The 25,699-nt window shown below is 67.9% G+C and carries 28 protein-coding genes; 11 read left to right on the plus strand and 17 right to left on the minus strand.

Going from position 1 to position 25,699, the window contains the following annotated elements; translation table 11 throughout:
* Positions 1 to 53: 53 nt before the first annotated feature.
* Complete coding sequence (locus tag AC5QAB_RS10190) at positions 54 to 374, minus strand: hypothetical protein (protein ID WP_032960776.1); 321 nt, start codon at positions 372 to 374, stop codon at positions 54 to 56.
* Positions 375 to 527: 153 nt separating this feature from the next.
* On the opposite strand from AC5QAB_RS10190, the gene AC5QAB_RS10195 reads away from it, so the two are divergent.
* Complete coding sequence (locus AC5QAB_RS10195) at positions 528 to 1,475, plus strand: nucleoside hydrolase (RefSeq protein ID WP_197562044.1); 948 nt, start codon at positions 528 to 530, stop codon at positions 1,473 to 1,475.
* 4 nt (positions 1,476 to 1,479) lie between these two features.
* On the opposite strand, the gene AC5QAB_RS10200 is transcribed toward AC5QAB_RS10195, so the two are convergent.
* The 6 genes from AC5QAB_RS10200 to AC5QAB_RS10225 form a co-directional block, all read right to left on the minus strand.
* Positions 1,480 to 2,739: an MFS transporter gene (locus AC5QAB_RS10200; protein ID WP_197562043.1), complete on the minus strand. Its 1,260-nt coding sequence runs from the start codon at positions 2,737 to 2,739 to the stop codon at positions 1,480 to 1,482.
* A 78-nt stretch (positions 2,740 to 2,817) separates the two neighbouring features.
* Positions 2,818 to 3,831: a hypothetical protein gene (locus AC5QAB_RS10205; protein WP_197562042.1), complete on the minus strand. Its 1,014-nt coding sequence runs from the start codon at positions 3,829 to 3,831 to the stop codon at positions 2,818 to 2,820.
* 125 nt (positions 3,832 to 3,956) lie between these two features.
* Positions 3,957 to 5,270, minus strand: coding sequence for an ATP-binding protein (locus tag AC5QAB_RS10210; protein ID WP_197562041.1), 1,314 nt, complete (start codon positions 5,268 to 5,270; stop codon positions 3,957 to 3,959).
* Positions 5,267 to 6,007 carry a response regulator gene (locus tag AC5QAB_RS10215; RefSeq protein WP_032960784.1) on the minus strand — a complete coding sequence of 247 codons (741 nt, stop codon included), beginning with the start codon at positions 6,005 to 6,007 and terminating at the stop codon, positions 5,267 to 5,269. Before AC5QAB_RS10215 ends, AC5QAB_RS10210 begins: the two co-directional genes overlap by 4 nt.
* A gap of 57 nt (positions 6,008 to 6,064) precedes the next feature.
* On the minus strand, positions 6,065 to 6,610 hold the full coding sequence (locus AC5QAB_RS10220; RefSeq protein WP_049406394.1) for a redoxin family protein: 546 nt from the start codon (positions 6,608 to 6,610) through the stop codon (positions 6,065 to 6,067).
* A gap of 3 nt (positions 6,611 to 6,613) precedes the next feature.
* On the minus strand, positions 6,614 to 7,402 hold the full coding sequence (locus AC5QAB_RS10225) for an alpha/beta fold hydrolase (protein ID WP_495233370.1): 789 nt from the start codon (positions 7,400 to 7,402) through the stop codon (positions 6,614 to 6,616).
* Between the two features lie 341 nt (positions 7,403 to 7,743).
* On the opposite strand from AC5QAB_RS10225, the gene AC5QAB_RS10230 reads away from it, so the two are divergent.
* The 5 genes from AC5QAB_RS10230 (at position 7,744) to AC5QAB_RS10250 (ending at position 11,308) form a co-directional block, all read left to right on the plus strand.
* On the plus strand, positions 7,744 to 8,388 hold the full coding sequence (locus tag AC5QAB_RS10230; RefSeq protein WP_197556993.1) for an HvfX family Cu-binding RiPP maturation protein: 645 nt from the start codon (positions 7,744 to 7,746) through the stop codon (positions 8,386 to 8,388).
* A gap of 95 nt (positions 8,389 to 8,483) precedes the next feature.
* Complete coding sequence (locus AC5QAB_RS10235; protein WP_197562039.1) at positions 8,484 to 8,960, plus strand: HvfA family oxazolone/thioamide-modified RiPP metallophore; 477 nt, start codon at positions 8,484 to 8,486, stop codon at positions 8,958 to 8,960.
* Positions 8,961 to 9,014: 54 nt separating this feature from the next.
* Positions 9,015 to 9,860 carry an HvfB family MNIO-type RiPP peptide maturase gene (locus AC5QAB_RS10240; protein WP_197562038.1) on the plus strand — a complete coding sequence of 282 codons (846 nt, stop codon included), beginning with the start codon at positions 9,015 to 9,017 and terminating at the stop codon, positions 9,858 to 9,860.
* Positions 9,853 to 10,587, plus strand: coding sequence for an HvfC family RiPP maturation protein (locus tag AC5QAB_RS10245; RefSeq protein WP_197562037.1), 735 nt, complete (start codon positions 9,853 to 9,855; stop codon positions 10,585 to 10,587). Before AC5QAB_RS10240 ends, AC5QAB_RS10245 begins: the two co-directional genes overlap by 8 nt.
* Positions 10,588 to 10,669: 82 nt before the next feature.
* On the plus strand, positions 10,670 to 11,308 hold the full coding sequence (locus AC5QAB_RS10250; protein ID WP_197562036.1) for a ferric reductase-like transmembrane domain-containing protein: 639 nt from the start codon (positions 10,670 to 10,672) through the stop codon (positions 11,306 to 11,308).
* Between the two features lie 55 nt (positions 11,309 to 11,363).
* Here AC5QAB_RS10250 and AC5QAB_RS10255 read toward each other — a convergent pair whose 3' ends face one another.
* The 5 genes from AC5QAB_RS10255 to AC5QAB_RS10275 form a co-directional block, all read right to left on the minus strand.
* On the minus strand, positions 11,364 to 12,500 hold the full coding sequence (locus tag AC5QAB_RS10255) for a metallophosphoesterase (RefSeq protein WP_049441145.1): 1,137 nt from the start codon (positions 12,498 to 12,500) through the stop codon (positions 11,364 to 11,366).
* 120 nt (positions 12,501 to 12,620) lie between these two features.
* Complete coding sequence (locus AC5QAB_RS10260) at positions 12,621 to 14,162, minus strand: TerC family protein (RefSeq protein WP_053494605.1); 1,542 nt, start codon at positions 14,160 to 14,162, stop codon at positions 12,621 to 12,623.
* Positions 14,163 to 14,205: 43 nt separating this feature from the next.
* On the minus strand, positions 14,206 to 14,430 hold the full coding sequence (locus AC5QAB_RS10265; protein ID WP_012479411.1) for a helix-turn-helix domain-containing protein: 225 nt from the start codon (positions 14,428 to 14,430) through the stop codon (positions 14,206 to 14,208).
* A complete protein-coding gene (locus tag AC5QAB_RS10270; protein WP_041864087.1) occupies positions 14,430 to 14,897 on the minus strand; it encodes a DUF2975 domain-containing protein in 468 nt (155 codons plus the stop codon). Before AC5QAB_RS10270 ends, AC5QAB_RS10265 begins: the two co-directional genes overlap by 1 nt.
* A 209-nt stretch (positions 14,898 to 15,106) precedes the next feature.
* Positions 15,107 to 15,688: an NMCC_0638 family (lipo)protein gene (locus AC5QAB_RS10275; protein WP_032960801.1), complete on the minus strand. Its 582-nt coding sequence runs from the start codon at positions 15,686 to 15,688 to the stop codon at positions 15,107 to 15,109.
* A 145-nt stretch (positions 15,689 to 15,833) separates the two neighbouring features.
* On the opposite strand from AC5QAB_RS10275, the gene AC5QAB_RS10280 reads away from it, so the two are divergent.
* Positions 15,834 to 16,145: a metalloregulator ArsR/SmtB family transcription factor gene (locus AC5QAB_RS10280; RefSeq protein ID WP_004147836.1), complete on the plus strand. Its 312-nt coding sequence runs from the start codon at positions 15,834 to 15,836 to the stop codon at positions 16,143 to 16,145.
* Positions 16,146 to 16,169: 24 nt separating this feature from the next.
* Positions 16,170 to 17,564 carry a DUF2867 domain-containing protein gene (locus tag AC5QAB_RS10285; RefSeq protein WP_197561536.1) on the plus strand — a complete coding sequence of 465 codons (1,395 nt, stop codon included), beginning with the start codon at positions 16,170 to 16,172 and terminating at the stop codon, positions 17,562 to 17,564.
* A 38-nt stretch (positions 17,565 to 17,602) separates the two neighbouring features.
* On the opposite strand, the gene AC5QAB_RS10290 is transcribed toward AC5QAB_RS10285, so the two are convergent.
* A complete protein-coding gene (locus AC5QAB_RS10290) occupies positions 17,603 to 18,034 on the minus strand; it encodes a pyridoxamine 5'-phosphate oxidase family protein (protein WP_126411823.1) in 432 nt (143 codons plus the stop codon).
* Positions 18,035 to 18,319: 285 nt separating this feature from the next.
* Here AC5QAB_RS10290 and AC5QAB_RS10295 point away from each other — a divergent pair, with 285 nt between their 5' ends.
* Entirely contained in the window at positions 18,320 to 18,757 is a 438-nt protein-coding gene (locus AC5QAB_RS10295) for a hypothetical protein (RefSeq protein WP_049418964.1), read from the plus strand.
* Between the two features lie 36 nt (positions 18,758 to 18,793).
* On the plus strand, positions 18,794 to 19,300 hold the full coding sequence (locus tag AC5QAB_RS10300) for a PaaI family thioesterase (RefSeq protein ID WP_197561535.1): 507 nt from the start codon (positions 18,794 to 18,796) through the stop codon (positions 19,298 to 19,300).
* Between the two features lie 9 nt (positions 19,301 to 19,309).
* On the opposite strand, the gene AC5QAB_RS10305 is transcribed toward AC5QAB_RS10300, so the two are convergent.
* The 4 genes from AC5QAB_RS10305 to AC5QAB_RS10320 all read right to left on the minus strand — a co-directional run bounded on the left by AC5QAB_RS10305 (position 19,310) and on the right by AC5QAB_RS10320 (position 24,547).
* Complete coding sequence (locus AC5QAB_RS10305) at positions 19,310 to 21,052, minus strand: GGDEF domain-containing protein (RefSeq protein WP_197561534.1); 1,743 nt, start codon at positions 21,050 to 21,052, stop codon at positions 19,310 to 19,312.
* Positions 21,053 to 21,216: 164 nt separating this feature from the next.
* Positions 21,217 to 22,242: an AI-2E family transporter gene (locus tag AC5QAB_RS10310; RefSeq protein WP_032961540.1), complete on the minus strand. Its 1,026-nt coding sequence runs from the start codon at positions 22,240 to 22,242 to the stop codon at positions 21,217 to 21,219.
* A gap of 106 nt (positions 22,243 to 22,348) precedes the next feature.
* A complete protein-coding gene (locus AC5QAB_RS10315) occupies positions 22,349 to 23,401 on the minus strand; it encodes a sensor domain-containing diguanylate cyclase (RefSeq protein WP_032961538.1) in 1,053 nt (350 codons plus the stop codon).
* Positions 23,402 to 23,539: 138 nt separating this feature from the next.
* On the minus strand, positions 23,540 to 24,547 hold the full coding sequence (locus AC5QAB_RS10320) for a LacI family DNA-binding transcriptional regulator (protein ID WP_046429416.1): 1,008 nt from the start codon (positions 24,545 to 24,547) through the stop codon (positions 23,540 to 23,542).
* 95 nt (positions 24,548 to 24,642) lie between these two features.
* Between AC5QAB_RS10320 and AC5QAB_RS10325 the strand changes: the two genes are divergently transcribed.
* Entirely contained in the window at positions 24,643 to 25,695 is a 1,053-nt protein-coding gene (locus tag AC5QAB_RS10325) for a TIM barrel protein (RefSeq protein ID WP_197561533.1), read from the plus strand.
* Positions 25,696 to 25,699 lie beyond the last annotated feature (4 nt).

A 25,699-nucleotide genomic window follows, 5' to 3' on the forward strand; every position in this document is an offset into this window, starting at 1 on the left:
GTCGCGGCTGTGGAACGAAGGGCAGTCGAGCATGGCTCGACGCTACAGGGACCTCAATCGCCGCAGCTGCCGCCGTCCCCCCCACCACCATCACTGCTGCAGTCGGAGCTGCTGTAGCTGTGATGGCTGTGGCTGTCACCGGAATAGCCAACGGAGGTGTCATGGCTTGCGCCGCCATCCCCCCGGCTGCCCGAGCCATCGGCCGTGGCCACTGCCAGGCACAGGATGGCGCCGACCAGCGGCAGCAGCCAGACCAGCAGCAGCTGCACTGCGCGGCCACCCGCCGACAGGCCATCACGCCTGACGATCACCACGGTAGCCGCCACGTTCAGGCCCAGCACCAGCAGGACCAGCAGAAGGGCAACGATCAGCATTCGGTGGCTCCATGCCTGGACTGGAGGGCATTATGGGCCTGCCAGCCCGGCAATGGCCCTGCCCGTCATGAAGATGGGACAATGCAGGGCGCGCTGGCCTGCCCCGTGGCCGCCGGCGCCCCTCGCACCACACGGAAGAAGAAGAACAACAACATGCTGAAAGTCATTTTCGATACCGACCCGGGCGTCGACGACGCCCTGGCCCTGCTGTACCTGCACAAGCACGCCCAGATTGACCTGATCGGCGTCACCACCACCTTCGGCAATGCCTCGGTGGAGTCGACCACGCACAACGCGCTGTACCTGAAGCAGGCCTGGGGCTTCGCCGCCCCGGTCGCGCGCGGTGCCGGTGGCCCGCTGCAGCCGGAAGCCACCCCGGAAGCCTGGCCGGTGCACATCCACGGCCACAACGGCCTGGGCAACCACCCGGTGCCGGCCGAACTGGACGTGGCCGCCGACGCGCGCCCCGCTTACCAGCTGATCATCGACCTGGTCCGCGCCCATCCGGGCGAAGTGACCCTGGTCGCGGTCGGCCGCATGACCAACCTCGCGCTGGCCCTGCAGCAAGCCCCGGACATCGCCGGCCTGGTGCGCGGCGTGGTGATCATGGGCGGCGCCTTCCACGTCAACGGCAACATCACCCCGGCCGCCGAAGCCAACATCTGGGGCGATGCCGAAGCGGCCGACGTGGTGTTCACCGCCAGCTGGCCGGTGACCGCCATCGGCCTGGACGTGACCACCCGCGTGGAAATGGACCGTGACGGCCTGGATAAGCTGGCAGCGATCGGCGGTACCGACGCCGAGCTGGTGCGAGCGCTGTCGCAGGATTACGTGGACTTCTACCTGCAGGCCGGCCACAAGGGCATGGTCGTGCATGACTGCTGCGCATGCATCGCGCTGACCCGCCCGGAACTGTTCCAGTTCGAGCGCGCCAGCGTGCGCGTGGCCACCGACGGTGTTGCCCGCGGCATGACCATCCCCAAGCCGGAAGGCCTGGCGTTCGGCCCCAGCGTGTGGGACGGCCACGTGGTGCAGTCGATCGCCATCGGCGTGGATGCGGCCGCGGTACTGGCCGACATCGAGCAGACCCTCAAGGTCTGACCCGCTAGCGCTTGGCCCTGCCCGGGACCGTCTCGGGCAGGGTCCACAGCACCGGCAGCACCAGCACCGCCACCAGCGCGATCATCGCGCCTGGCGCTGCTGCCCAGCCGCTGCGTTCCACCCACCATTGCGCCAGCCATGGCGTTGCCCCGCCGAAGAAGGCCGTGGCCATGGTCACGCCCAGTGCCAGCCCACTCACCCGCCCTTCGCCGGGGAACTGCTCGGCCGTGGCCGGGGCCGCCACCGCGCTCACGCCACCGGCCACGCAGGCCAGCAACACCGCCGCCAGCGCGATGCCCAGCGGCGTCGCCTGCGCCATCCACGCGAACAGGGACAGCGGCAGCAGCGCTGCCAGCACGGTCAGGCCCAACAGCATCGGCCGCCGCCCGACGCGGTCGGACAATGCGCCGCACAGGGGCGTGATCGCGATCACCGCCACGGCCGCAATCGTCGACAGCCACAGCGCATCGCCCTCATCGTGGCCCCGCGCATGCAGGAATGCGGGCACATAGGTGATGCCCACGTAGTAGGTGATCGATCCCAAGGCCGAGATCGCGAAGGTGCGCGCCACCGCCAGCGGGTGGTGCTGCAGCACATGCCGCAGCGGCGTGGCAGGAATGCTGCCTTCGCGGCACTGGCGCTCGAACTCCGGCGATTCGTGCATGCCCGAGCGCGCGACCAGAATCACCAGTGCCAGCGCAGCGCCGACGAAGAACGGAATACGCCAGCCCCAGCTGTCCAGCTGCGCGGGCGCGAGCAGCGCCACGGTGACCGCCGAGATCGCTACCGCCAGCAGTGCGCCTACTTCACTGGCGGCCGAGGCCAGCGAGGTCACCAGGCCACGCCGCCGCGCCGGTGCGCTTTCCAGCAGGTACGCCACCACGCCGGTGTACTCACCGCCCACCGAAAACGCCATCACGCAGCGCAATACCAGCAGTAGCACGCCCGCCGTGGTACCTGCGGTGGCCGCGGTCGGCAGCAACGCAGTGGCCAGCATCGCCGCCGCCATCAACGCCATCGAAGCCAGCAGCATCCAGCGCCGGCCCAGGCGGTCGCCCAGGTGGCCGAAGCACAGCGCGCCCAGCGGGCGCATCAGGTAGGACACCGCGAAGCCGGCCAGCGTGACCAGCAGCGCCTGTTCGCCGCCGCCGAAGAACACCCGCGACAGCACCGTGGCGAAATACAGGTACAGGGTGAAGTCGTACCACTCCACTACCGTGGACAGGCCCGCCACCCACATCGAGCGCTGCCGCGCCGCGGTCATTGCGTGTTCGCCTTCAACAGCCTCGGTCCCGGTTGCGCAGGTTCGGGGCAGGATGTCATGGCCCGGGTGAAATACCGGTCATCGGCCATCCGCTGCCTGCATGTACTGGGTTTCATGGCCGGTGAAGCGCTCACCGTCAAAACCGAAGCAGAAGCGCCCTTCCTCGAACACGCGGTAGACCAGCAACGCGCCATCGAGGCAGAACTGCTGCCGGTCCACGCCCGTCTCCAGTGTCCCGTAGCCGGTAGCATCACCGCCCTTTCCCGCCGGCCCGGTGAAGGCATCGAACGGCAGTGGCGTCGCCCTGCCCGTGCGGGTATCGACCAGCACCAGCGTGCGCTGGAAATACTCCGGACGATCATCGACCTGTACCAGCAGGTAGTGCCGGTTGAAATTGGGTTTCTGATGCTGGAGGGCATCTTCGATGGCTGCGCGGTGCCGCGCATCGCAGAAGTCGACCGGGCTGTAGCGGTAACTGCAACCGTCGTGGTCGTAGGGGAGGTTCATGCCGGAATAGCTGATGCGTCCCTCGCTGTCCACGTCGTGGCCCAGTTCCGGGGTGCTGCACAGCAGCCACGAACGCTGCGCATCTTCGGGATCGGCCATCAGCTTCGGCTCGCGGCCCTCCTCGTAAGCCGCACCACCCGGGAAGTCCTGGCCGAAACGCTGGCGGACGATGGGACGTGCCTTCTCCAGCGGCAGGCCGATCCTGGCCCCACGGAACGAAACGAATGTCATCGTCGGCAGGATCACCTCTTCCACCGGCAGCCCCTTCCACTGCCCCTGCACGCAGAACGTGGCGATCTCGTTCTCCACGTCTTCCTTGCAGGGCTTCGGCGCGTTCGCCGCCAACCAGGGATGGGCCGGGCGCCCGGTCTGCTGATCGATGTACCAGCCGTCCAGCGCGCAGGTCGGCAAGGCGTCGAGCAGCGGAGAGAGATCTGTTGCGGTGGCCGGGGCGGCAGGCGGTGTGCCCGCTGCGGGTGCGTCGGTCGGTGCGTCCGGTGTGCGCTGGCAGGCCGCCAGCGCGAGCAGACCGACCAGCAGCGCGACGTGGCGCGGGCGCTGGATTGAATGCTGCGTTCCCTGCATTGCGTGCTTCCTGGTTTCGACACTCCCTGCAGATGATCGCCGATCCCAAGGCCGTGCAGGAACGTCACAGATCCCACATCGGGGTCAGAGCCCTTCGCTCCCGCAAAGGGATCCGACCCCGCCCGTTACCCCGGCAGCTGCAGCTCAGCCATCAGCCCGCCACCCTCGCGGTTGCGCAACCGCAGCGAGCCGCCCAGCGACTGCGCCAGCTGCACCGCGATGGCCAGTCCCAGGCCAGTGCCACCGGTATCGCGATTGCGCGAGCTTTCCAGCCGATGGAACGGCGCCAGCACTGCCTGCAGCTGGTCCTCGGGAATGCCGGGGCCACGGTCGGAAATTCCGATCCACACCCTTCCGGCCTCATCGCGGCCCGCCTCGATCTCGGCGGCACCGGCGTAGCGCAACGCGTTGTCGACCAGATTGCCGACCACCCGGCGCAGCGGCTGCGGCCAGGTCTGCACGACCAGTCCAGCGGGTGCTCCGCCACTGACCGGCTTGCCCATGTCCTCGTAATCGCCGACCACACTGGCCAGGAACGCGCCCAGGTCCATCGACACCGGCGCGCCACTGGCGACGTGGCTGCTGCGCGCATAGGCCACACCCTCGCGCACCAGTTGCCCAAGGTGGTCGAGGTCGGCCAGCAGCCGCTGCTGGGTGCTGTCTTCAGGCAGGGTCTCCACCCGGAGCTTCATGCGCGTGATGGGGGTCTGCAGGTCATGCGAGATCGCGGCCAGGATCTGCAGGCGTTCACTGACATGGCCACGAATACGTGCCTGCAGTGCGTTGAGTGCGGCTGCTGCGCCGCCTACTTCCGCAGGGCCATCTTCAGGCAGTTCGGGCCCGTCCTTGCCCGGCTGCAGATGCTCCACCGCATGCGACAGCTGCTGCAGCGGGCGCATGGCCAGGCGCACCGCCAGCCACGCGCACACCAGCAGCAGCGCCAGCTGCACCAGCAACACGGCGGGCAGCCAGCGCGCCAGCGGCAGGCCCGACGGGGTGACTTCGATGGTCAAGGGGGTGCCGTCGTGCAGGCGCAGTTCCACCTCGAACCGCTCCGGCAGGCGAGCCACCTGGCGCGCCTGCAACGGATAGCGGTGCTGCAGGCTGTCATCGATGATCGCCGTGACCTGGCGTGCACGATCGGTCTGCAGCCCCGGTCCGGCCGCGGCCGGGCGCAGCAGGTAACGGTAGGTGCGCCGCTCCAGCCGCGGCACCCAGGCATCGCGCTGGTCCGCGGGCAGGTGCTCCAGCAGCGCGACACTCACGGCCACGTCTTCGTCCAGGTTGCGCAGCATCATGCTGCGGGTGGACTGGTAGCGTTCGAAGAACAGCAGGCCGAAGGACAGTGCGTGGGCCAGCGCCAGTCCGCCCAGCAGCACCAGCAGCAGCCGCGCCGACAGCGTGCGCGGCCAGCGTGGGCGGCGTGCGGTGGCGTTCATTCGTCCGGCCCCAGCAACTGCACCGGCACGCTGAACACATAGCCTTCGCTGCGCACGGTCTTGATGTAGGTCGGCTCGCGTGCGTCGTCACCCAAGCGCTGCCGCACGCGGCTGACCAGCAGGTCGATCGAGCGGTCAAACAGTTCGGCATCGCGGCCCTGCGTGAGGCTGAGCAGCTGGTCGCGGCTGAGCACCCGATTGGCGTGATCGAGGAATACGCGCAACAGGCGGAATTCGGCGCCACTGAGTGGATACGCGGTGTCCTGTGCATCCAGCAGATGGCGTGCGGTGGTGTCCAGGCGCCACTCGCCGAAGGCCAGCTGGCGACCGGCTTCGCTCACCTGCAGATTCGGCGGCAACATCCGGGTGCGGCGGATCACCGCATTGATGCGTGCCAGCAGTTCGCGCGAAGAGAAGGGCTTGGTCACGTAGTCATCAGCGCCCATTTCCAGGCCGATGATGCGGTCGGTTTCGTCGTCGCGGGCGGTCAGCAGCACCACCGGCACCGCACGATGCTTGCCGGCGCGCAGGTTGCGGCACAGGCTCAGTCCGTCCTCGCCCGGCATCATCACGTCCAGCACGACCAGATCCACGGCATGGGTATCCATCAGCGCGCGCATGGCCCGGCCACCGTCGGCCTGGCTCACGCGCAGGCCGTTGCGTTGCAGGTAATCGGCCAGCATCTGGCGGATCTCGCTGTCATCGTCGACGACCAGGATGTGCGGTACGTGGTTCATTGCGTTCTCGATGAGGACGAAGGTCAAGGCCGCGCGGCGCGGCCATGGTAGCGCGGCTCAGGGGTTGGCCAGCAGGCGCTGGATCTCGCTTTCGGTACGTGCGTAGTCGCCCTCGCCGTAATGGCGGTAGACCACCCGCCCCTGCCGGTCGAGCAGGTACAGTGCGGGCCAGAAGCGGTTGCCCCAGGCGTTCCAGATCCGGTACTGGTTGTCCTGCACCACCGGCCAGGTGATGTCCAACCGTGCGATGGCCTTGCGCACGTTGCCAGGCAGCCCTTCATAGGCGAACTCCGGCGTATGCACGCCGATCACCCTCAGGCCCTGCGACGCGTAGCGTGCATGCCACTGGTGGACATACGGCGCCACGTTGAGGCAGTTGCTGCAGGTGTAGGTCCAGAACTCGACCAGCACCACCTGCCCCCGCAACTGCTCCAGTGTGAGCGGCGGGCTGTTGTGCCAGGGCCCGCCACCGTCGAACCCGGCGGCGGGAACGGCCTGTGCCGGCTGCGCATCGGCCTCCGGGCTGGGCCAGGCCATCAACAGCGCAGCCCCACCCAGCACGCCCATCAGCAACGGCAGCACGTACGCACGCAGGCCGGCCATCGCTCAGCCCCCCTGCTCGGCCAGTGGCAGTTCCGCCGGCTTCACCCCCGCCGCTTCCAGGATGCTGTCGGCCACCTGCGCCGGATGCGAGAGCAGCGACACATGGCTGCTGCCGATCGATTGCAGCTGCGCGCCAATGCGCTTTGCGGTGGCGGCCTGCAGCTGCGGCGACAGCATGCGATCGTCACGGCTGAGCACGTACCAGCTCGGCTTGCTGCGCCACGCCGCAACGTTCACTACTTCGCCCAGCGCGCTGGCCTTCAACGGGACCTGCGTGCTGTACAGCAGTGCGGCCGACTTCTTCATCACGTCCGGCGCGAAGTCCTGGGCGACAGCGTCAGCCGGCAACGTCAGGTAGCCATCCCTTTCCTGCAGGCGGGCCAGGCCCGGACCGACCGGGAAGCCTTCGCCCTGTTGCGCCGATGATTGCCCTACATCCGGTGCGAACGCCGCCACGTACACCAGCGCCTGCACCTTCGGGTCATTGCCCGCTTCGGTGATGACCGTGCCACCCCAGCTGTGGCCGACCAGCACCACCTTGCCAGGCGCAGCGGCAATCGCACGACGGGTGGCGGCGACGTCGTCGGCCAACGAGGTGAGCGGATTCTGCACGGCCACCGCCGGCAGCTTCCAGTCATGCAGGGTGCTGATGACCTTGCTCCAGCTGGAGCCATCAGCGAACGCGCCGTGCACCAGGATGACGGTGGGCGGTGCAGCGGTATCGGCCCGGGCAGCGAAGGCAGGGGCGGCGGCAAGGGCGAGAGCGGCGGCCAGCAAGCAGGTACGGATCATGGGGGCACTCCGGAGTTGGGAGTGGCCATTTCCGCCTGCCGGTGTATCGGCGCTGTTTCTCCGCAGCGCGGAGTTGTACCGGACTGTAGGGCGCAGGCGGGTTTCTACAGTGGGATACATTCGCGCGCCGGTCCTGGCCGGGCGCTTTCGGGTGGATATCGCTGCCCGCACGCGGGCGCGCAACGCCCCGATGCGCATCCGCGCATCGTCTTTGTATCTGACTGTACGAAACCCCGGCCGCGGCCACAGTCGCTGACAAAACCCCGGGCAACGGCACACGTTGCCGATACCTGCGCCGCCTGGAATGGCTTCCATCGACCACTGGCCCGCAGGACACCACCATGATCAGCATCGCTTCTTCCGTGTATACGCCCCGCCTGGACGCCGTCGGCCGCTGGCTCTCGCCGTTGGCGCTGCGCACCCTGCTGGCCTGGGAGTTCTTTGAATCCGGCCGCGAGAAGCTGGGCGGCCAGAACTGGTTCGCCGACCTGGAAGGCCGCTTCCCGTTCCCGTTCTCCACACTGCCCGCGTCGCTGAACTGGCAGCTGGCCACGTGGCTGGAACTGGTGGGTGCAGTGATGCTGCTGCTCGGCCTGGCCACGCGCTCGGTGGCCTACGTCTTCTGGGTACTCACCATCGTTGCCATCGCCGCCGTGCACTGGCCCGACCAATGGAACGGCCTGGGTGAACTCTGGCAGGGCTATGCGATCACCGACCAGGGCTACGGCAACTTCAAGCTGCCGTTGCTGTTCCTGGCCATGCTGCTGCCACTGATCCTCAACGGCGGTGGCGCACTCAGCGTGGACCGGCTGCTGGCCGGGTCCGGCCGTGCCACGGCACGCAATGACGGCCTGGGTTGGGGCGTCAGCCTGATCGCCCTGCTGCTGCCGGTTGCCGCGCTGTTGCCCGGCATCGGCTTCGGCGGTGCCCTGCTCGGCGGTGTGCTGCTGCTGGGCCATCTGCTGCGCTGTCGCCGCGCCGCCTGAGCAGACTCCCCTGTTCCCGCGCGTTTCGCTTTCCGTCGCCTCTTCGGCGGCGTCCATCCCGCACGCCCCGCGTGCTTTCCCAAGGAGTCACCACCATGTCCATCTCGACCAAGAACACCTCTTCCTCCCGCCTGCCGCGCATCGGTGCCATCGGCATCGCCCTGGCCGGTGGCTTGCTGCTGGCCGGCCAGGCCGCGGCGATCCAGCCGCTGACGATCAGCGCGGTGGCCATGAGCGCCGCCGCCGAAGGCAAGTGCGGTGAAGGCAAGTGCGGGGCCAACAAGGCCACCACCGGCACGCCCGCCGGCAAGGCCAAGGTGGCCGAGGGCCAGTGTGGCGAAGGCAAGTGCGGCGACGCCTCGTTTGCCCGCACTGATCGCGACCACGACGGCAAGGTCTCGCGTGCCGAATTCAACGCTGTGGCCGCCAAGCGTGCCGCCGAGTTCGACCGCATCGACACCGACCACGACGGTTACATCAGCGAGCAGGAAGCGCACGACTACCTGCGCAGCGTCTACACCGCCAACGGCAAGCCGATGCCGAAGGGCCTGTTCTCCCGCGTTGCCGATTGATCGACGTTCACCCGGCGCCGCCTTCAAGGCGGCGCTCTCTGTGGAGCATCCGCCATGTCCCTGCCCCTGCCCACCCATGCCGCCGGTCTTGGCCTGCGCCGTGGCCTGATCGACGAACTGCTGGCCATGCCGGCCGGTGCCATCGACTTCCTCGAAGTCTCCCCCGACAACTGGATCGGCGTCGGCGGTGCACACGGCGACGCGCTGCGCCAACTCAGCGACCGCCACCCCTTGACCTGCCACGGCCTGTCGCTGTCGCTGGGCGGTCCTGATCCGCTGGACCGCACCCTGCTGGCACAGACCCGTGCCTTCCTCGACCTGCACCAGGTGCAGCTGTACAGCGAACACCTGAGCTACTGCGCCGCCGGTGGCCATGTCTACGACCTGCTGCCACTGCCGTTCACCGCCGAGGCCGTTCACCATGTCGCCGGCCGTATCGCCCAGGTGCAGGACATGCTGGGCCGGCGCATCGCCGTGGAGAACATTTCCTACTACGCCGTTGCCGGCGCGGACATGAGCGAGATCGACTTCATCAACGCCGTGCTCGCCGAAGCCGACTGCGACCTGCTGCTGGACGTCAACAACGTCTTCGTCAATGCCTGCAACAACGGTTACGACGCCTTCGAATTCCTGGCCCACGTGCCGTCCCACCGTGTCGCCTCGCTGCACGTAGCGGGCCACTTCGATGAAGACGACGGCTTCAAGATCGATACCCATGGTGCGCCGGTGAAAGGCGTGGTCTGGGCCCTGTTGCGCGAGGCCTACATGCGGGTGGGCGTGCGGCCCACGCTGCTCGAACGCGACTTCAACTTCCCGCCGCTGGCCGGGTTGCTGGCCGAGATCGCGCAGATCCGCCAGGCGCAGGCTGAGGCACGTTGGCCGGAGGTGGCCCATGGCTGAGCCGCTGGCTACCCTGCAACGGCGCTGGGTCGATCATGTGCGGGACCCTGCAAAGACCGCACCCGATGGCGTGGAGGCGCGCAGGCTGGCGGTATACCGCCGCCTGTGCATCGACAGCCTGGACACCCTGCTGGCCGGCAGCCTGCCGCGCCTGCAACAGCAGTTGGGCACGTCGCGCTGGCGCGACACCGTGGCGCACTACTACGCCCACCACACCTGCCAGACCCCGTTGTTCCCACGGATCGCCGGCGAGTTCGCGGCCTGGCTGGCAGTGCAGGACACGCTGGCACTGCCGGGCTGGGCGGCGGAACTGGCGCACTACGAGAGCACGCAGCAGTCGCTGCACATTGAACCGCGTGGCGCTGGGTGTTTGCTGCAGCGCGTACCCGAGGACAGTGATGTGCTGGCGGTTTCGCCGCTGGTGCGGGTGCTTGGGCACCGGTGGCCGGTGCATGAGGACGAGGGGCTGGAGCCGGTGTTGGGCGCAGCTCCCACGCTGCTGGTGATCCAGCGCCGCGCCGATTTCAGCCTGAAGGTCGAGCAACCGTCACCGCTGGCCTACGCGCTGCTTTCGGTCTTCGGTGACGACGGCGCGCGTGTGGATGAGGCACTGCAGGCGCTGTCCGAAACACATGACGTGGCAACGGACGCATTGCGTGCTGCCTGCGTGCCCGTTCTGGGCGAGCTGTGCACGGCGGGGGTGCTGGTTGCATTGCCTGCTTTCTGAGGTGCCGGCCGGCGGCCGGCACTACCCGTTCATTGACCGGCAAGCGGCCGGCACTACCCGCCCCCTACTTCGAGGTCTCATCATGGCTGCTTCCAACATTTCCTTCCTGCACGGCTGGCGCCTGTTCGTAGCCATCGCCGTGGTCCTGATCGCGTTCGCACTGACCGCCTTCGCCCTGTATCCCGATGCAGCCGAAGGCAGCCGCGCGGCGATCCGGCTCACCGCCCGCACATCGCTCCTGCTGTTCCTGGCGGCATTCACGGCATCCTCCTTCGCCACCCTGCTGCCCGGCCCGTTCACCCGGTTCCTGCTGCGCGAACGGCGCATCATCGGTCTGTCCTTCGCGTTCTCGCACCTGCTGCACGCAGTCGCCATCACCAGTTTCGGCATCCTCAACCCGGCGTTCTGGCCAGCACGCTCCGCGCTGGCCAACCTCCCGGGCACGGTGGGCTACATCGCCATCCTGGCGCTGGCCATCACCTCGCACCGGGGGCTCGCCAAGCGCATGGGACCCACCGCCTGGCGTCGCCTGCACGTCACCGGCATGTGGATCATCGCGGCGGTGTTCACCTACTCGTACTTCAAGCGCGTGCCCGGCAACTTCTGGTATGCGGTGCCGTCGGCGCTGCTGTTCACCGCCTTCGTGGTGCGCTGGATCGCCAAGCGGGCGCAGGCCCTGCGTCGAAGTGCGCATGCGCGGCCGCCGCTGCGGGCGGCCTGACGGGCCGGGGTCAGATCCCTTTGCCAAAGGCAAAGGGATCTGACCCCACATCAGGTCAAGGCGCGCGGCGCAGCGTGATCAGGGTGATCTCCGAAGGCACGCCGATGCGCGCCGGGAAACCGGCCCAGAGGCCCGCGCCGTTGCCCACGTACAGCGTCATCCCCTCCACGTCGTAGCGGCCGGACACGAAACCGCCATTGGCCCGCTTCACCAGCTGGTCCATGCCAATGATCTGCCCGCCATGGGTATGCCCGGACAATTGCAGCTTCACCCCGCGCGCCGCCGCCTCGCGCGCGTTGCGCGGGCGGTGGTCAAGCAGGATCACCGGTGCAGAGGGATCGGCACCGGCCAGTGCAGCGTCCAGATCCGGCAGCGGCAGGCCGTAGCGTGCGGCCACCGGATCGGTGACACCGGCGATGGTCAGCGCCGCATCGCCGCGCCGCACCTGCAGGTGGCTGTTCTCAAGCACCTGCATGCGCAGCGCGCGGAACGCCTGCATCCATTGCTGATACTGCGCGTAGTACTCATGGTTGCCGGTGATGGCAATGACGCCGTCCGGCGCCTGCAGATCGGCCAACGGGCGCGCGTCGTCACGGCGGGCCTCGACGCTGCCGTCGATCAGGTCGCCAGTGATCACGATCAGGTCCGGCTTCAGCGCGTTGCTCTCGTCCACCACCCTGCGCACCCAGTCGCCGGTCAGCAGGCGGCTGGCGTGGATGTCGGTCAGCTGCAGCACGCGATAGCCGTCGAACGCAGCAGGCAGATCCTTGATCGCCACGTCGATCTGCCTGGGCTGGGGCACGGCCATGCCCTGGCTGACGCCATAGCCACTCACAAGCAGCGCCAGCAGGCCGGCCAACGGCCGCAGCTTCGAGGCGCGCAGGGCCGATACGATGCGCGGCCAACGCAGCAGGCGCGAAAGCAGCAGGCCCACATCCAGCACCAGCATCAGCAACGCCAGCAGCAGCACCGCCGTGGAGCCGGTGGCCAGGACGGCGATGGCCATCCTCGGGATTTCCGGTGATGCCATCGTGCCCCAGAAGGTGGCCACGATGCGCAGCTGCACGGCCATGGCCACCACCAGCAGCGACAGCACGACCTTCAACCCGATGGGCATGCGCAGCGGCCAGAACAGGCGCCAGGCCACATACAGGCCCATCAACAAACCGATCGTACTCAGCACTGCAACCATCCATGACAGAAAGCGGGCCCGCCATGGTGACGGCTGCGGGTCGTGTTGTGTAGAGCCGCGCCCATGCTCGGCTTCTCGACACGCAGCCGGGCATGGGCCCGGCTCTACAACAACAGGCGGTCAGGCCATTCCGTCGAGGCGCTCCACCCGCAGGCGGGCGATACGGCGCTTCTCCATTGCCAGCACGGTGATGCGCACGCCGGCCACCTCCACCGCGTCGCCGACGTCCGGCAGGCGGCCCAGCTGCTCCAGCACCAGACCCGAGATGGTCATGTAGTCGGCACTGCGGGGCAGCGACACGCCCGCCAAACGCTGCAGGTCGTCCAGGGTCAGCGCACCATCGGCCTCCCATTGATCCTCGCCCTGCGCCACCACGCCATAGCGCTCGTCCTGGGTATCGACCAGGTCACCGGCAATCGCCGCCAGCAGGTCGTTGGCGGTCACCAGGCCCTCCACGCTGCCGTACTCGTCCACCGCCACCGCCAGCGGCACCGGATGCTGGCGGATCAGTTCCAGCGCCTGCAGCGCACTGGCAGTGGACAGAACGTACTGCGGTTCGCGCAGGTTGCCCTCCAGCTGCAGTGGCTTGCCCTGCAGCAGGTCGGCCAGCACGTCCCGGCTCTGCACCACGCCACGCAGGCTGTCCAGGTCACCGTCGCCGACCAGCAGGCGCGTATGCGGCGAGGCCACCAGGCGCGCCACCACATCCTCCTGACCACGCGCCAGGTCGATCCATTGCACGTCGGCACGCACAGTCATCACGCTGGACACCGGACGATCGGCCAGGCCCAGCACGCTGCGGATCATTTCGTGCTCCGCCGGCTGCAGGCGCTCGTCGGCGTCCACCTGCTCGTCCACGCCTTCGTCCTCGTGGCCGTTCGCTGGACGCGCGCCCAGCATCCTCAGCACGGCATCGGCGGTGCGCTGGCGGAACGGCTGGCGGCGCTCGTTGCGCTCACGGTTGAAACGCACCCACTGGTTGAACGCCTCGACCAGGATCGAGAAAGCGATCGCTGCGTACAGGTAGCCCTTCGGGATCTTGTAGCCCAGGCCTTCAGCCACCAGGCTGAAGCCGATCATCAGCAGGAAGCCCAGGCACAGCACCACCACGGTGGGATGCTTGTTGACGAAGCGGGTCAGCGGCTTGCTGGCCAGCAGCATCAGCGCCATGGCGATGGTCACGGCCGCATACATCACGCCCAGGTTGTCGACCATGCCGACGGCGGTGATCACCGAGTCCAGCGAGAACACCGCGTCGAGCACCACGATCTGTGCCACCACCATCGCGAAGCTGGCATAGACCTTCTTGCCATCCTCGTGATGCTCGCGGCCTTCCAGCCGTTCGTGCAGTTCCATGGTGCCCTTGAACAGCAGGAACAGGCCACCGCCCAGCAGGATCAGGTCGCGCCCGGAGAAGCTGTGGTCGAACAAGGTCACCAGCGGCTCGGTCAACTTCATGATCCAGGCCAGCGCCGCCAGCAGCACCAGCCGCATCAGCAGTGCCAGCGCCAGGCCGATCACCCGCGCGCGGTCGCGCTGGTGCGGCGGCAGCTTGTCGGCAAGGATCGCAATGAACACCAGGTTGTCGATGCCGAGAACGATCTCCAGCACGACCAGGGTTGCAAGGCCCATCCATATCGAGGGGTCAGCCAACCATTCCATTTCAGGTCCGTTTCGTCAGTGGGTAAGGGAAGAGGGCGTCCACTCAGTCGGCATCCTGCGCCTGCGCCGGGTCATGCCCAAGCAGGTCGCCGGGCGTGCACTGCAGCTCGCGGCAGATCGCATCCAGCGTGGAAAAGCGGATGGCTCGCGCCTTGCCGGTCTTCAGGATCGACAGGTTCGCCAGGGTGATGTCGATGCGCCCCGCCAGCTCGGACAGGGTCATGCCCCGTGCCTGCAGCATGCGGTCCAGGGTGATGACGATCGCCATCAGATGACACCATCGAGGTCATCGCGCATCGCCGCGCCCACGGCGAACACGCGTGCGAGCACGAACAGCATCAGCACCGCCACCAGCCCGGTGATCGACATGCCGCCGCCCACCTCCATCCAGGTGAAATCCGGGCCCATCCAGGCCGCGTAGGCACCGATCAGGATCGACAGCAGTTCCATTGCCAGCATCAGCCAGGCCATGCGCTGCAGGCGCTGTGCATTGGCATGGGTGAACGGCCGCTCGCGCGCCGCCGACTTCAGCAGCCTCAGCAGATGGCGCAGGAACAGCAGGCACAGCACCAGCAGCGCGACGATCGCGCCCAGGCCCAGGCAGAAGTGCAGGAACAGGTCGTTGCCATGCGCGGCGGCGGCCTCGGCGTCATGCACGCTGTCGAGCAGCCAGCGGCGGTCATGGGCGACCAGGGGCACCGCCAGCAGTGCGGCCAGGATGCCCAGCCAGCACATCGCCCGGACGGCCTGTACGGCGGCCTGGGCCAGGGTGAACAAGCCTCGCGCGGGTCTGGCGCGGGCGGGACGAGCGGTCAAGCGGCCTCCGGCATTGGGGTGGCCTCGCCGCCCCAGGGTGGATTTATCGATAAACGATATACCACATCCTGCGTGAAAGGCTGAATCGCGAGCATGGTCCACCGGCTGGGCGCGGGCCCCGGCAGGCGTTATCGGGTGGGAGCCGCGGGTTCGAGCATCGCGTCCCCCGGCGTCACCGAGGCCATCGCCTGTACGCCGGCCTCGGCCGCCTGCCGCGTCACCAGCCGGAAGCGCACCTGCAGCTTGGCCTGCCCCGGCGTGGCCCAGCCGTATTGGATCGCCACCTGGTCGGCCGACAGCGGACCACGGCCCGGCAGCGAGCGCGCCTGCAATGGCTTCGGTGCCGCCTGCACCAGCCGTGCGAAGCCCTTCTGCACCACCGCCGCTTCGGCCTTTTCCGCATACACCGAGCAGGTGCCGTCGTCGGCCCAGCTGACCGCATAACGGCCGCTGGCCAGCGGCACCATCCAGGCCACGCCCGACTGCCCCTGCAACAACGTTGCCGCTTCGGCAGGCTGCAGCGGTGACAGCCCGTTGGATTCCATCAGCGACTGCAACCGCGCCGGCGCACCGATGTGCTGCATGCAGGCGGTATCGAACAACTCGCTGAAGGGATCCTGCGCCGGGGCCTTGGCCTTGGGAGTACGCGCGGGTTGCGCCACCGCCAGGGTGGGCAGCAGGGCCAAAGCCAGCCAGAACGCAGGACGCATCGGGATTCCACGCTACGGAAAACAGCAGGGAGGATGGCAAAGCCCGGGCGCGCCGCGCAATGGGTCATGGCTTGACAGTCTCATGGCTTGACAGTCTTAAGCTGCGGGAGCAACATTAATTAACGAATTAGTTAATTCCCTCGCCATGGACCGCATCTTCGAAGCCCTTGCCTCCACCGCCCGCCGGCAGATCCTGGCCTATCTCAGCGCCGGCGAGCTCAGCGCGGGCGAGCTGGCCGAGCGCTTCGACTTCAGCAAGCCGGCGTTGTCCAGCCACCTGCGCATCCTCGAGGAAGCCGGACTGATCGAACGCGAGAAACGCGGCCAGTTCGTGTACTTCAGGCAGGTACCCGACCGTTTGGCCAACACGTTGTTCTCGTGGGCGGCCGAAGTCTGCCCGGTCGGCGGCCCGCTCAAGCGTGAAGCCCGCGCCCGCCGCAAGTCCCCCGCCCGCTGATCCGCCCCGCCAAGGAGCATGACGATGCCTGGTTCGACCCGCGATCGCCGTTCGTTTCCAGCAGTGCAGCTTCCGGCACAGGACGGCGGCAGTCCGACCGAAGTCACCCTGATCGCGCAGCTCGGCATCGGTGCCGGCGACGCGCTGGTGAGTGACGCCGGCCAGCGTCAGCGCCACCACCCGGCCTTCATCGATGCGTTGGATGAACCTTCGGCGCGACTGGGTGGCATGCACCTGCAGCACGGGGATGCCTCCTCGCTGTACAGCTTCACCGTCGGTGCCGGTGGCCACCCGTTTCATCGCCATGCAGGCCCGCGCATGTTCACCGCCATCGCCGGCAGCGCGGGAGCCGAGCTGCGTTTCGCTACCGCCTCCGACGCGCAGCTGGCAGCAGGTCCTGGTGCCTTCGCGCGCACGCTTCGGCGCGTCCGCATCCCACCGGACTGCCTGTTTACGGTGCGCTTCGGCGGCGGCACCTGGCACCAGTTCGCGTCGAACCATCCTGCACATCCGGCGCTGTTTGCGCTGTCCTGCCACAGTGATGAACTGGCAGGCCGAATGAGCGAGCAGACCCGTGCGCAGGTGGAGCGCAATGCCGCCGATATCCCCAGCCTGACCGAGGTGCTTCCGGAATCGTACTGGCCTTCGTGCACCTCGCTTGCGGCGGCACCGCTGTTGCAGCTGTCGCTGCAGGCGGCACCTCCCAGCGTGTGCGCGCACCTGTGCGCGCGTACCCGTGCCCTGCTCGGCCCGCTGCGCCGCATCCCCATGCGGCCGCTGCGCGGGTTCGTCGAACGTGCCACACCGGCCTATCCCATCCATTCACGGCCCGCGCCCACCGATGGCCTGCTGACCACAGCGCTGCCGCACAGCCACTACCAGGACCTGACCACCCTATGCCTGGAACCCTCGCAGGTGCTCCACCGTTCCGCGTCGGCGCTGCTGGCCGATGTACTGGAGGGTTTCCTGCGCAATCCACCCAGCGGCGTAGGCCAGCTGATGGCGCTGCGAAACCGACTGGTGGCACCGCTGCGGTTGCGCACGTCGCCGCTGGGATGCCCGGTGTCGTCACTGCTGTCCACCGATCGCAGCCGGTTGTTCGCTGGTCGATTCCCGGTGCTGGATTCGCACATCGATACGCAGGACAACGACGCCGAAGTCCTGCTCGGCGCCGATGATCGGCACCTGCGTTTCCGCAGCAGCGTGCGCGTGCAGCGGCATCGCGGTGGACACGTCGAGATCAGCCTGGGCTCACGCGTGCAGACCCTCAATGCGTTCGGCGGCATGTACATGGCCCTGATCGACGCCGGGCACCGGCACTATGTCGCACCGGCACTGCTGCGGCGCGCGGTGGAGCACGCCTTGGCACCGGAACTGGCCAACCTTGAGGGTCCGGCAGCACACCCTGCGCACTGCTGACCCTGGAACGCGATGCGCCGGGCGCTGCGCGGTTCCGGTCAGATCACGATTTCGCCCTCGTCCTCGCCATCCCAGTAGTGGATGCGGCTGGCACGCACATGAATCAGTACCAGCCCCGGTGTATCCACGCCCTGTTCGAACCAGCGCTCCAGGTCCTTCACCCAGTGCTGGCTCATCGTGCCCCGGTCGCGCACCAGCACAGCCCTGCCCTGCACGTGCACGAACAGCGGCGGCTTGCCCAGCAGCGACTTGCTGCCGGAAAAACCCAGCGCAACGGCCGGGTCAGCTTCGATCTCTTTCACCATGTCGGTGTCTTCGGTGGTGAAGAACCAGCTGTCACCGTCATAGTCCACGTCGCCATTGTTGCTCATCGGACGGCCGGCAATCTCTCCACCGGCGTGGGTCTGCAGCAGGGTGAAATCAATGCCGGCCATTTTCCTGGCCAGTTCGGGCAGGGTGAGCTGGGTCATGGCGTCGTCCTTCATGGAATGGAATCCCAGCGTCTGCGCAGCGCGGTGACCTGGGCGTGGACGGGTAGTTGCGGCCTCTTCACAGGAAACGAGATAGAGCGCATGGCGCGTACGTGACGCATTCCTCACCACCACACTGGCGTTAACGGCAGATGGAGGAACGGCCCTGCAAGCCGCGACACGCCCCTAACGGCGTGCTGCCCCAGAATCGCGCAACCCCGTGGCGCGACCGGCATGGCTGCCGGTACAAACGCGGCCTTTCCTCCGCAACCGCATGGCCTCCACATGGACCTGTCCGCCTGGCTCGCGTTCGGCTGCTACCTGTTGGCGTTCTTCATTGTCTCCCTGTTTGCTGCGGCCTATCTGAAACGCTCCGACTTCATGCCCTACCACGGCCAGGCCGTGGACAGGCCGTGGGCACAGATCGACCCCCGCATGCAGGTGCTGCTGATGGCACTCATCCGCGTGGTGGGCGCTGCCTGGATCGCACTGGCCGGTGCCGGCGTGATGCTGGCCTGGTTGATCTTCTTCGGAGGTCACTTCGCACTGCCGCAGCTGCTGGCGTTCCAGCTGTTCTGCCTGGTCGCCACCCTGCCGCCGGTCCTGGTCGCTTCCGGCGTGCGGCGACGCACCGGTGCGCGTACACCGGTGCCCGCCGGCGCCGCGGTGGTGCTGCTGTCGGTCATCGGATTCGTGCTGGCCCTGTTGTCGCTACCGCAGTGAGTTCTTTTTCTCCCCTCTCCCCCGCGAGGCTCCACGATGAATCCCGAATCGATCTTCTACAGCGTGGTCAACGGTGATCTTCCACGCTCCCAGGCCGGCACCCTGCTCGGCTGGCGCTTCGTCGGTTACGACGATGCACTGCGCCGCATCCAGGTCGAGTTCGAGGCCGGGCCGGTGCTCACCAACCCGATGGGCGCCGTGCAGGGCGGTTTCCTGTCAGCGATGCTGGACGACTGCATGGGGCCAGCGATCTACGCCACCCTGCCTGCCAACCGCATCGCGGTCACGGTCGAATCCAAGACCAGTTTCGTCGGCCCCGCACGGCCCGGTCGGATCATCGGCTGGGGCGAAGTCGAGCACAGCGAGGGCAGCATCGCCTTCACCCGCGGCTGGCTGACCGACCCGGCCGGCAAGGTGCTGGCCACTGCCAGCGCCACCTTCCGCGTGGGTGCGCTGCGCTGGCGTGGACTCTCGGTGCCGCGTCCCATCGCGCGCCGGATGATTGCGCGCACGCTGCGGCGCGTGCATGCGCAGATCGGCTGATGGGTGCCGTCAACGTGCGTTGCGGCCGCCGCCAGCCACGCGCACGCGGTCGCGGCCCTGCGCCTTGGCCTGGTACATGGCCGCGTCGGCGGCACGCAGCAGGGTACGCCAGCCCAGCGCGTCGGTGCCGCCCTCGGCCACACCGAAGCTGGCGGTGACGCGCAGCACCTTGCCACCGACCAGGGCGATGTCCAGCCGCTGCAGCGCCACCCGCAGCGACTCGGCCAGCTGGCGGCCACCGGCCAGATCACCGTCGGCCAGCAACACGAGAAACTCCTCGCCACCATAGCGGGCAATGCTGTCGCTGCGGCGCAGGTGGCGCTGCAGCAGCTGCGCCACCTGCACCAGCACCTCGTCACCGGCGTCATGCCCGTGGCCATCGTTGATCGCCTTGAAGCGGTCCACGTCCAGCAGGATCACCACCGCGCTGTTGCCACCGTCGGCATGACGCTGCTGCACCAACTCGTCCAGCGCGCGCCGGTTCAACAGCCCGGTCAGCTCATCGGTGCCGGCCAGCTGGCGCAGCTCGCTGGTCAATGCCGAGCGCTCGCGCGACTTCTCGCGCAGCACTTCGATGGCATCGAACAGGCGCTGCATCTCGGCCAGCGGGTGGGTCACATGCTGCTCCGGGCCGGGCGCTTCCGAGGCGATCTGGATGACCTGCTTCTGCGCCTGCAGCAGCGGCCGCAGGATCTGAAGATGCGCGATGCGCAGCGCCACGCCCAGCACCACCAGCGTGCCCAGCACCGTCGCCACCAGCACCACCAGGCGCGTCGCTTCGCGATTGCGGGTGCGTTCGAAACGGGCGATGGACACGCTCAGGTAGCCGTCCCGCAGCGCTTCCAGCGACCGCAGGGTCGGCACGTAGCGGGTGGTGAATTCGGCGGTGGTCCACGGCGGCGGCACGCCGCGCCGGCCATCCTCGATCAACTGTTCGATCATCGGCAGCGATTCGCCGAAGAACTGCCGGCGCGCCATGTCCCAATGCCAGGACAGCGCTGGATCACTGCGGAACACCGCTTCATGGCTGCCTGCCAGCCGCCACAGCTCCAGCAGGCGGCCTTCGGTCTGCAATGCCGCCCGCACCTGTTCGTCACGCCAGGCCCCCGGCACCGCCACCGGCGCCATCACGTTCGAGGCCAGGCGGCCGCCATGCTCGCGAAGGTCGATCAGCACCTGGCCCTGCATCGCCGGAATCGCCGCTTCGCGGTCGGCGCTGACCAGCACGTTGATCTGCGCCGAGGTCAGCACGTGCAGGCGATCAACCACGGCGAACATGCTGCTGATCGCGCGCTCCACGTCCTCCACCTGGCGCGCGCCATGCGGCTGTGCCGCCACCCGGTCCACCGCGGCCCGCGCCGATTGCAGGCGACGTTGCGCATCGGCCAGCAGCCCGTGTTCGTCGACCACGCCCGGGTCAGCGTTGACCACGGTGTCCAGGCGTTGCAGGGCGGTATCGACCCGCTTGCGCGCGACTGCCAGCTCCGCCGCCAGCCGGGTCTGTTCGCCCGCATCGGCCGTGTTGGCCCCGAGCAGGCTGTTGGCGGGGCCGCGCTCGGCCGACACCAGGTTGGCCAGGTCGAAGGTCTGCCGCAGCTGGCGCAGGCTGACCAGGTTGTCCTCGGCTGCAGTGAAGCGCAGCGTGCCCTGCACCAGCGCGATGGCCATCAATGGCAGCGTACAGACTACGAACAGCCCGGCCAGGATCCAGACCCAGGTCCGCAATCCGATGGGCGACGCCTTGCGGGCCATGCACATTTCCCCTGTAGTGCACAACACTGTAGCGGCCGCCTGCACAGGCGCCAAGCCGCTACCGGATCAATCGTTGCCATGGGTATACCGCGCCCGCCGCGAACGCGCCGACAAAGGCCGCACGGGTTGTCGAATCGGGGCACATTACGTCATGCCCCGCCGCGTCAGATCCAGCGCTGGTCGACCAGTTCGCGCTTCACGTAGGCATAGAACACCGGTGCGGCGACCAGGCCCGGCAGGCCGAAGGCCGCCTCCATCACCAGCATGGCCAGCAGCAGCTCCCAGGCACGCGCCTGGATCTCGCCACCGACGATGCGCGCGTTGAGGAAGTACTCCAGCTTGTGGATCACGATCAGGTACAGCAGCGCCGCCACCGCCACATAGAACGAGACCGACAGCGCGACGATGGCGATGATCGTGTTGGAAATGATGTTGCCCACCACCGGCAGCAGGCCGGCCAGGAAGGTGATCAGCACCAGGGTCTTGGACAGCGGCAGGTGCACGCCGAACAATGGCAGCACGCCCAGCAGGAAGATGGCGGTGAACACGGTGTTCAGCAGCGAGATCTTCACCTGCGCGAACACCACCTGGCGGAACGCGGTGGCCAGGCGGCTGGTGCGCCCGACCAGCTCCTGCGCCAGCGGGCCCATCTTCGGCAGCGGCAGTTCGTCATACAGCGCGATCATCGCGCCCAGCACCATACCGATCAGTACGCGCACACCGACCTGTACCACCGAGGTACCGGCCACGCCCAGCTGCCGCTGGTGCTCGGCGGCCCAGTCGTTCAGCGCCGCGCGCAACGCCGGCATGTCTTCGGGAATGTAGGGTTGCAGCAGCGCCGGCACCTGGTGCCGCGAAGTGTTGAGGATCTCCATCAGGCGCGCCAGCAATGCGTCCGGGCCGCCGGTCTCGTTGCGGAAGAACGAGGCCACGCCGATGCCGGCCAGTACCAGCCCGCTGATGATGATCGCCGACAGCACGATCACTGCGATCGCCCGTGCCCGCCCCGGCGGCAGCTTGCCCTCCACGGTGGAGGCCAGCACGTGCGTCAGCTGGAACACCAGCAGGCCGGACAGCAGGGTCACCACCAGGCCGAGCTTCAGCGCCAGCCACATGCCCAGCAGCATCATCAGCCACGCCGCGATCCTTGGAATGGGGGGCTTGGGCTGGGCAACAAGAGCGTCTTGCATGGGAGCGCGTCCGGGCGGGGTGGCCCATGGTAGAGGATTGGCGTGCCGATTCCGCGTGCAGGATGAACCGGCATTTCACCCTCGTTCGGCGGCGGCCGTGCCGCACTCACTCGCCGTAGCTGGCCGTGTTCTTGCCCTGCCGCTTGGCGTGGTACAGCGCGCGGTCGGCCAGTGCCAACCAGTCCTCGACACTGCCGCCACGCGGTGTGGCGGCAATGCCGATACTGACGCTGAACTCCACGCCCGGCGTGGCCTGCTGCGCGGCCTCCAGCAGGTGCAGGCGCACCCGCTCGGCCACGTGCATCGCATCGACGGGTGCGCAGTCGCGCAGCAGCACCACGAACTCATCGCCCCCCAGCCGCGCGGGCGTATCACCGGGCCGGGCAAAGGTGCGCAATGTCGCCGCGACATGCCGCAGCACCTCGTCACCGGCGCGGTGGCCATGCGAGTCATTGATGCGCTTGAAGTCATCCACATCGAGCATCAGCAGGCAGGCAAAACCGCCCTGGCCCTGTGCCCGGTCCAGCGCCTGCTGCGCACGCAGGATCAGGAAGCCACGGTTGGCCAGCTCGACCAGCGGGTCCATCCGGCTGAGCCGCTGCAGCTGACGGTTCTGCGATTTGACCCGGCGCGCCAGCTGCCAGCTGAGAATGCTGAGGCCGATGCCATACACGAACAGGAACGGGACACTCAGCATGATCGTGCGCTGCGAGGTGACCGGCTGGAAAGGGAAGCCGAGCAGCCACCAGGCGAGAGCGAAACCCAGCAGCAGGGCCAGGGTGGCGCGCATCGCCAGGCGCACGCCACCGGCAGCGATCTTGTCGGCCACCAGCAGTGCGGCGAACAGTGCACTGGGCACCGCGCTCAACGCCATGAAGGCGATCCAGCCACCGCCGAAGAAGGAGTCGGCCACCATGCAGCGGAACTGGACGACCGCCGGCTGGCGCGAGCGCTGGGTCAGCCGCAGTGCCAGTGCCGGCCACGCCAGCGCATTGAGCAGCAGCAGGACCCAGGCCAGCCCGCCGTCCTGGCGTTCAAGCATGATCGAAGCGATGGGGATCGCCCCCAGCCCATTGCCGACGAAACGCATCCAGCCGATGCGACGTGCCGCGCCAATGCCTTCGACCGCGCCTTCCGCCGAATCGGTGAAGAATGGCATTGCCGACCCCCTTGCGCGATCGCACCTGGTGCTACGGCCCTTGCCGGGCTGCCTGCGATGAGTCTGACAGCTTTGCGTCAATTCGGGATCAAAGTTGCGCGATATCGCGCGGGCCGCTGCCCCTCCCGCTCCCCGTGGTTACCCGGGGCGGGGCGCAGCCGTCGAGCCACGCAGCTTGAAGCTGAACTCCAGCGTCTGCTGAAGCGGCACATCGACGTGCTCGATGATGGCGAGCAGCAGGTTGACCGCACGCTCGCCAATCTCCCGCATCGGCTGCCGGATGGTCGTCAGCGGGGGCGTGAGGTAGCGGGAGGACGCCAGATCATCGAAGCCGACCACGGACAGCTCGTCCGGCACGCGGATGCCCAGGTCCCGGCAAGCGGCCAGGGTACCCAGTGCCATCTGGTCACTGAAGCAGAACACCGCGGTCGGCGCGGCCGTGCCATCCAGCAGCGCCATCGCCGCTGCATGGCCGGATTCCACGGAAAAGTCACCCGGCACGATGCTCAGCTGGCGCAGGCGGCCACGCGCCTTGCCGGCCGCGCGGACCCCTTCCAGCCGTTGCTGGTGCAGGGGATTGTCAGGCGGCCCGCCGACCACCGCAATCCGTTCGTGTCCCAGCCCGTACAGATGCTCCATCACCGCGCGTGCGGCGGCGGCGTTGTCGATGTGGACGCTGGGGATGCCCAGCGCGGGGTCGAACTCGCAGCCGTTGACCACCGGTGCGGCGGCGCCGCGCTGCTCGACGATCTCGCGCGCGGTCGGTGGCAGGCGATGGCCCAGCACGATCATGCCGTCGGCCTCGTTGCGCCGGAGCATCTGCGCGTAGCGCTCCTCACGATCGGGTTGATGCTGGGTATCGCCCAGCAGGACCGCATAGCCCACCGCCTGCGCGGCCTCCTCCGCCCCCTGCAGGATCTGCGCGAAGAACGGATTGGCGATGTCCGGGACGGTGACGAGGATCTTGCCGCTGCGCTGGGTCTTGAGCGTGCGCGCCACCGTGTTGGGCACATAGCCCAGTGCGGCGGCGGCCTGCTCGATGCGCGCGCGGGTGGCCGGCAGCACCTTGTCCGGCCGGGAAAGCGCGCGCGACACCGTACCGGCGGACACGCCGACGTGTTTTGCGATGTCGTAGATGGTGGCCATGGCGTTAGTTCTCCTGCCCGCTGTGCACTGCACAACAGATCCTGCGTAAGCCCCTGCTAGGATAATGCAATCGATTGCATCGAGGGCGAATCACGTTGAAGACGCTCAAGGGTCCAGCGCTGTTCCTGGCGCAGTTCATCGGCGACACAGCTCCTTTTGATCGGCTGGACACGCTGGCCGGATGGGCCGCGGGTCTGGGCTATTCTGGCGTACAAGTCCCCACCTCCGCGCCCCACCTGTTCGACCTGGCGGAGGCGGCGCGCAGCCAGGCGTACTGCGACGACATTGCCGGCATGCTGGCCGGGCACGGCCTGCAGATCACCGAACTGTCGACCCACCTGCAGGGGCAGTTGGTTGCCGTCCATCCTGCCTACGACAGCCTGTTCGACGGATTCGCGCCACCGGACAAGCGCGGCAACCCGGCCGCCCGCCAGGCCTGGGCGGTGGAGCAGCTGCGGCTGGCGGCGCAGGCCAGCCAGCGCCTGGGGCTGGCCGCGCATGCCACGTTCTCCGGTGCATTGGCCTGGCCCTACTTCTACCCCTGGCCGCAGCGCCCGCCGGGACTGGTGGAAGAAGCCTTCGCCGAACTCGGCCGTCGCTGGCGCCCGATCCTGGATGCGTTCGATGCCTGCGGCGTTGACCTGTGCTTCGAGATCCACCCGGGCGAGGACCTGCACGATGGTGCGACCTTCGAGCGCTTCCTTGATGAGGTCGACCACCATCCCCGCGCGAAGATCCTGTACGACCCCAGCCACCTGCTGCTGCAGCAGATGGATTACCTCGGTTTCATCGACCGCTACCACGCGCGCATCGGCATCTTCCACGTCAAGGACGCGGAACATCGCCCCAGCGCAAGCAGCGGCGTGTACGGCGGCTACCAGGACTGGATCGACCGTCCGGGCCGGTTCCGTTCACCCGGTGACGGCCAGATCGACTTCAAGGCGATCTTCTCGAAGTTCGCGCAGTACGACTTCCCCGGCTGGGCGGTACTGGAATGGGAGTGCTGCCTGAAGCACCCGGAAGACGGCGCGCGCGAGGGTGCCGCCTTCATCCGCGACCACCTCATCCGCGTGACCGAACGCGCCTTCGATGACTTCGCCGACAGTGGCACCGACGCCGCATCACTGCACCGCATGCTGGGAATCTGAGCCA

This window comes from Stenotrophomonas sp. YJH_SMC_127 (assembly GCF_059372445.1).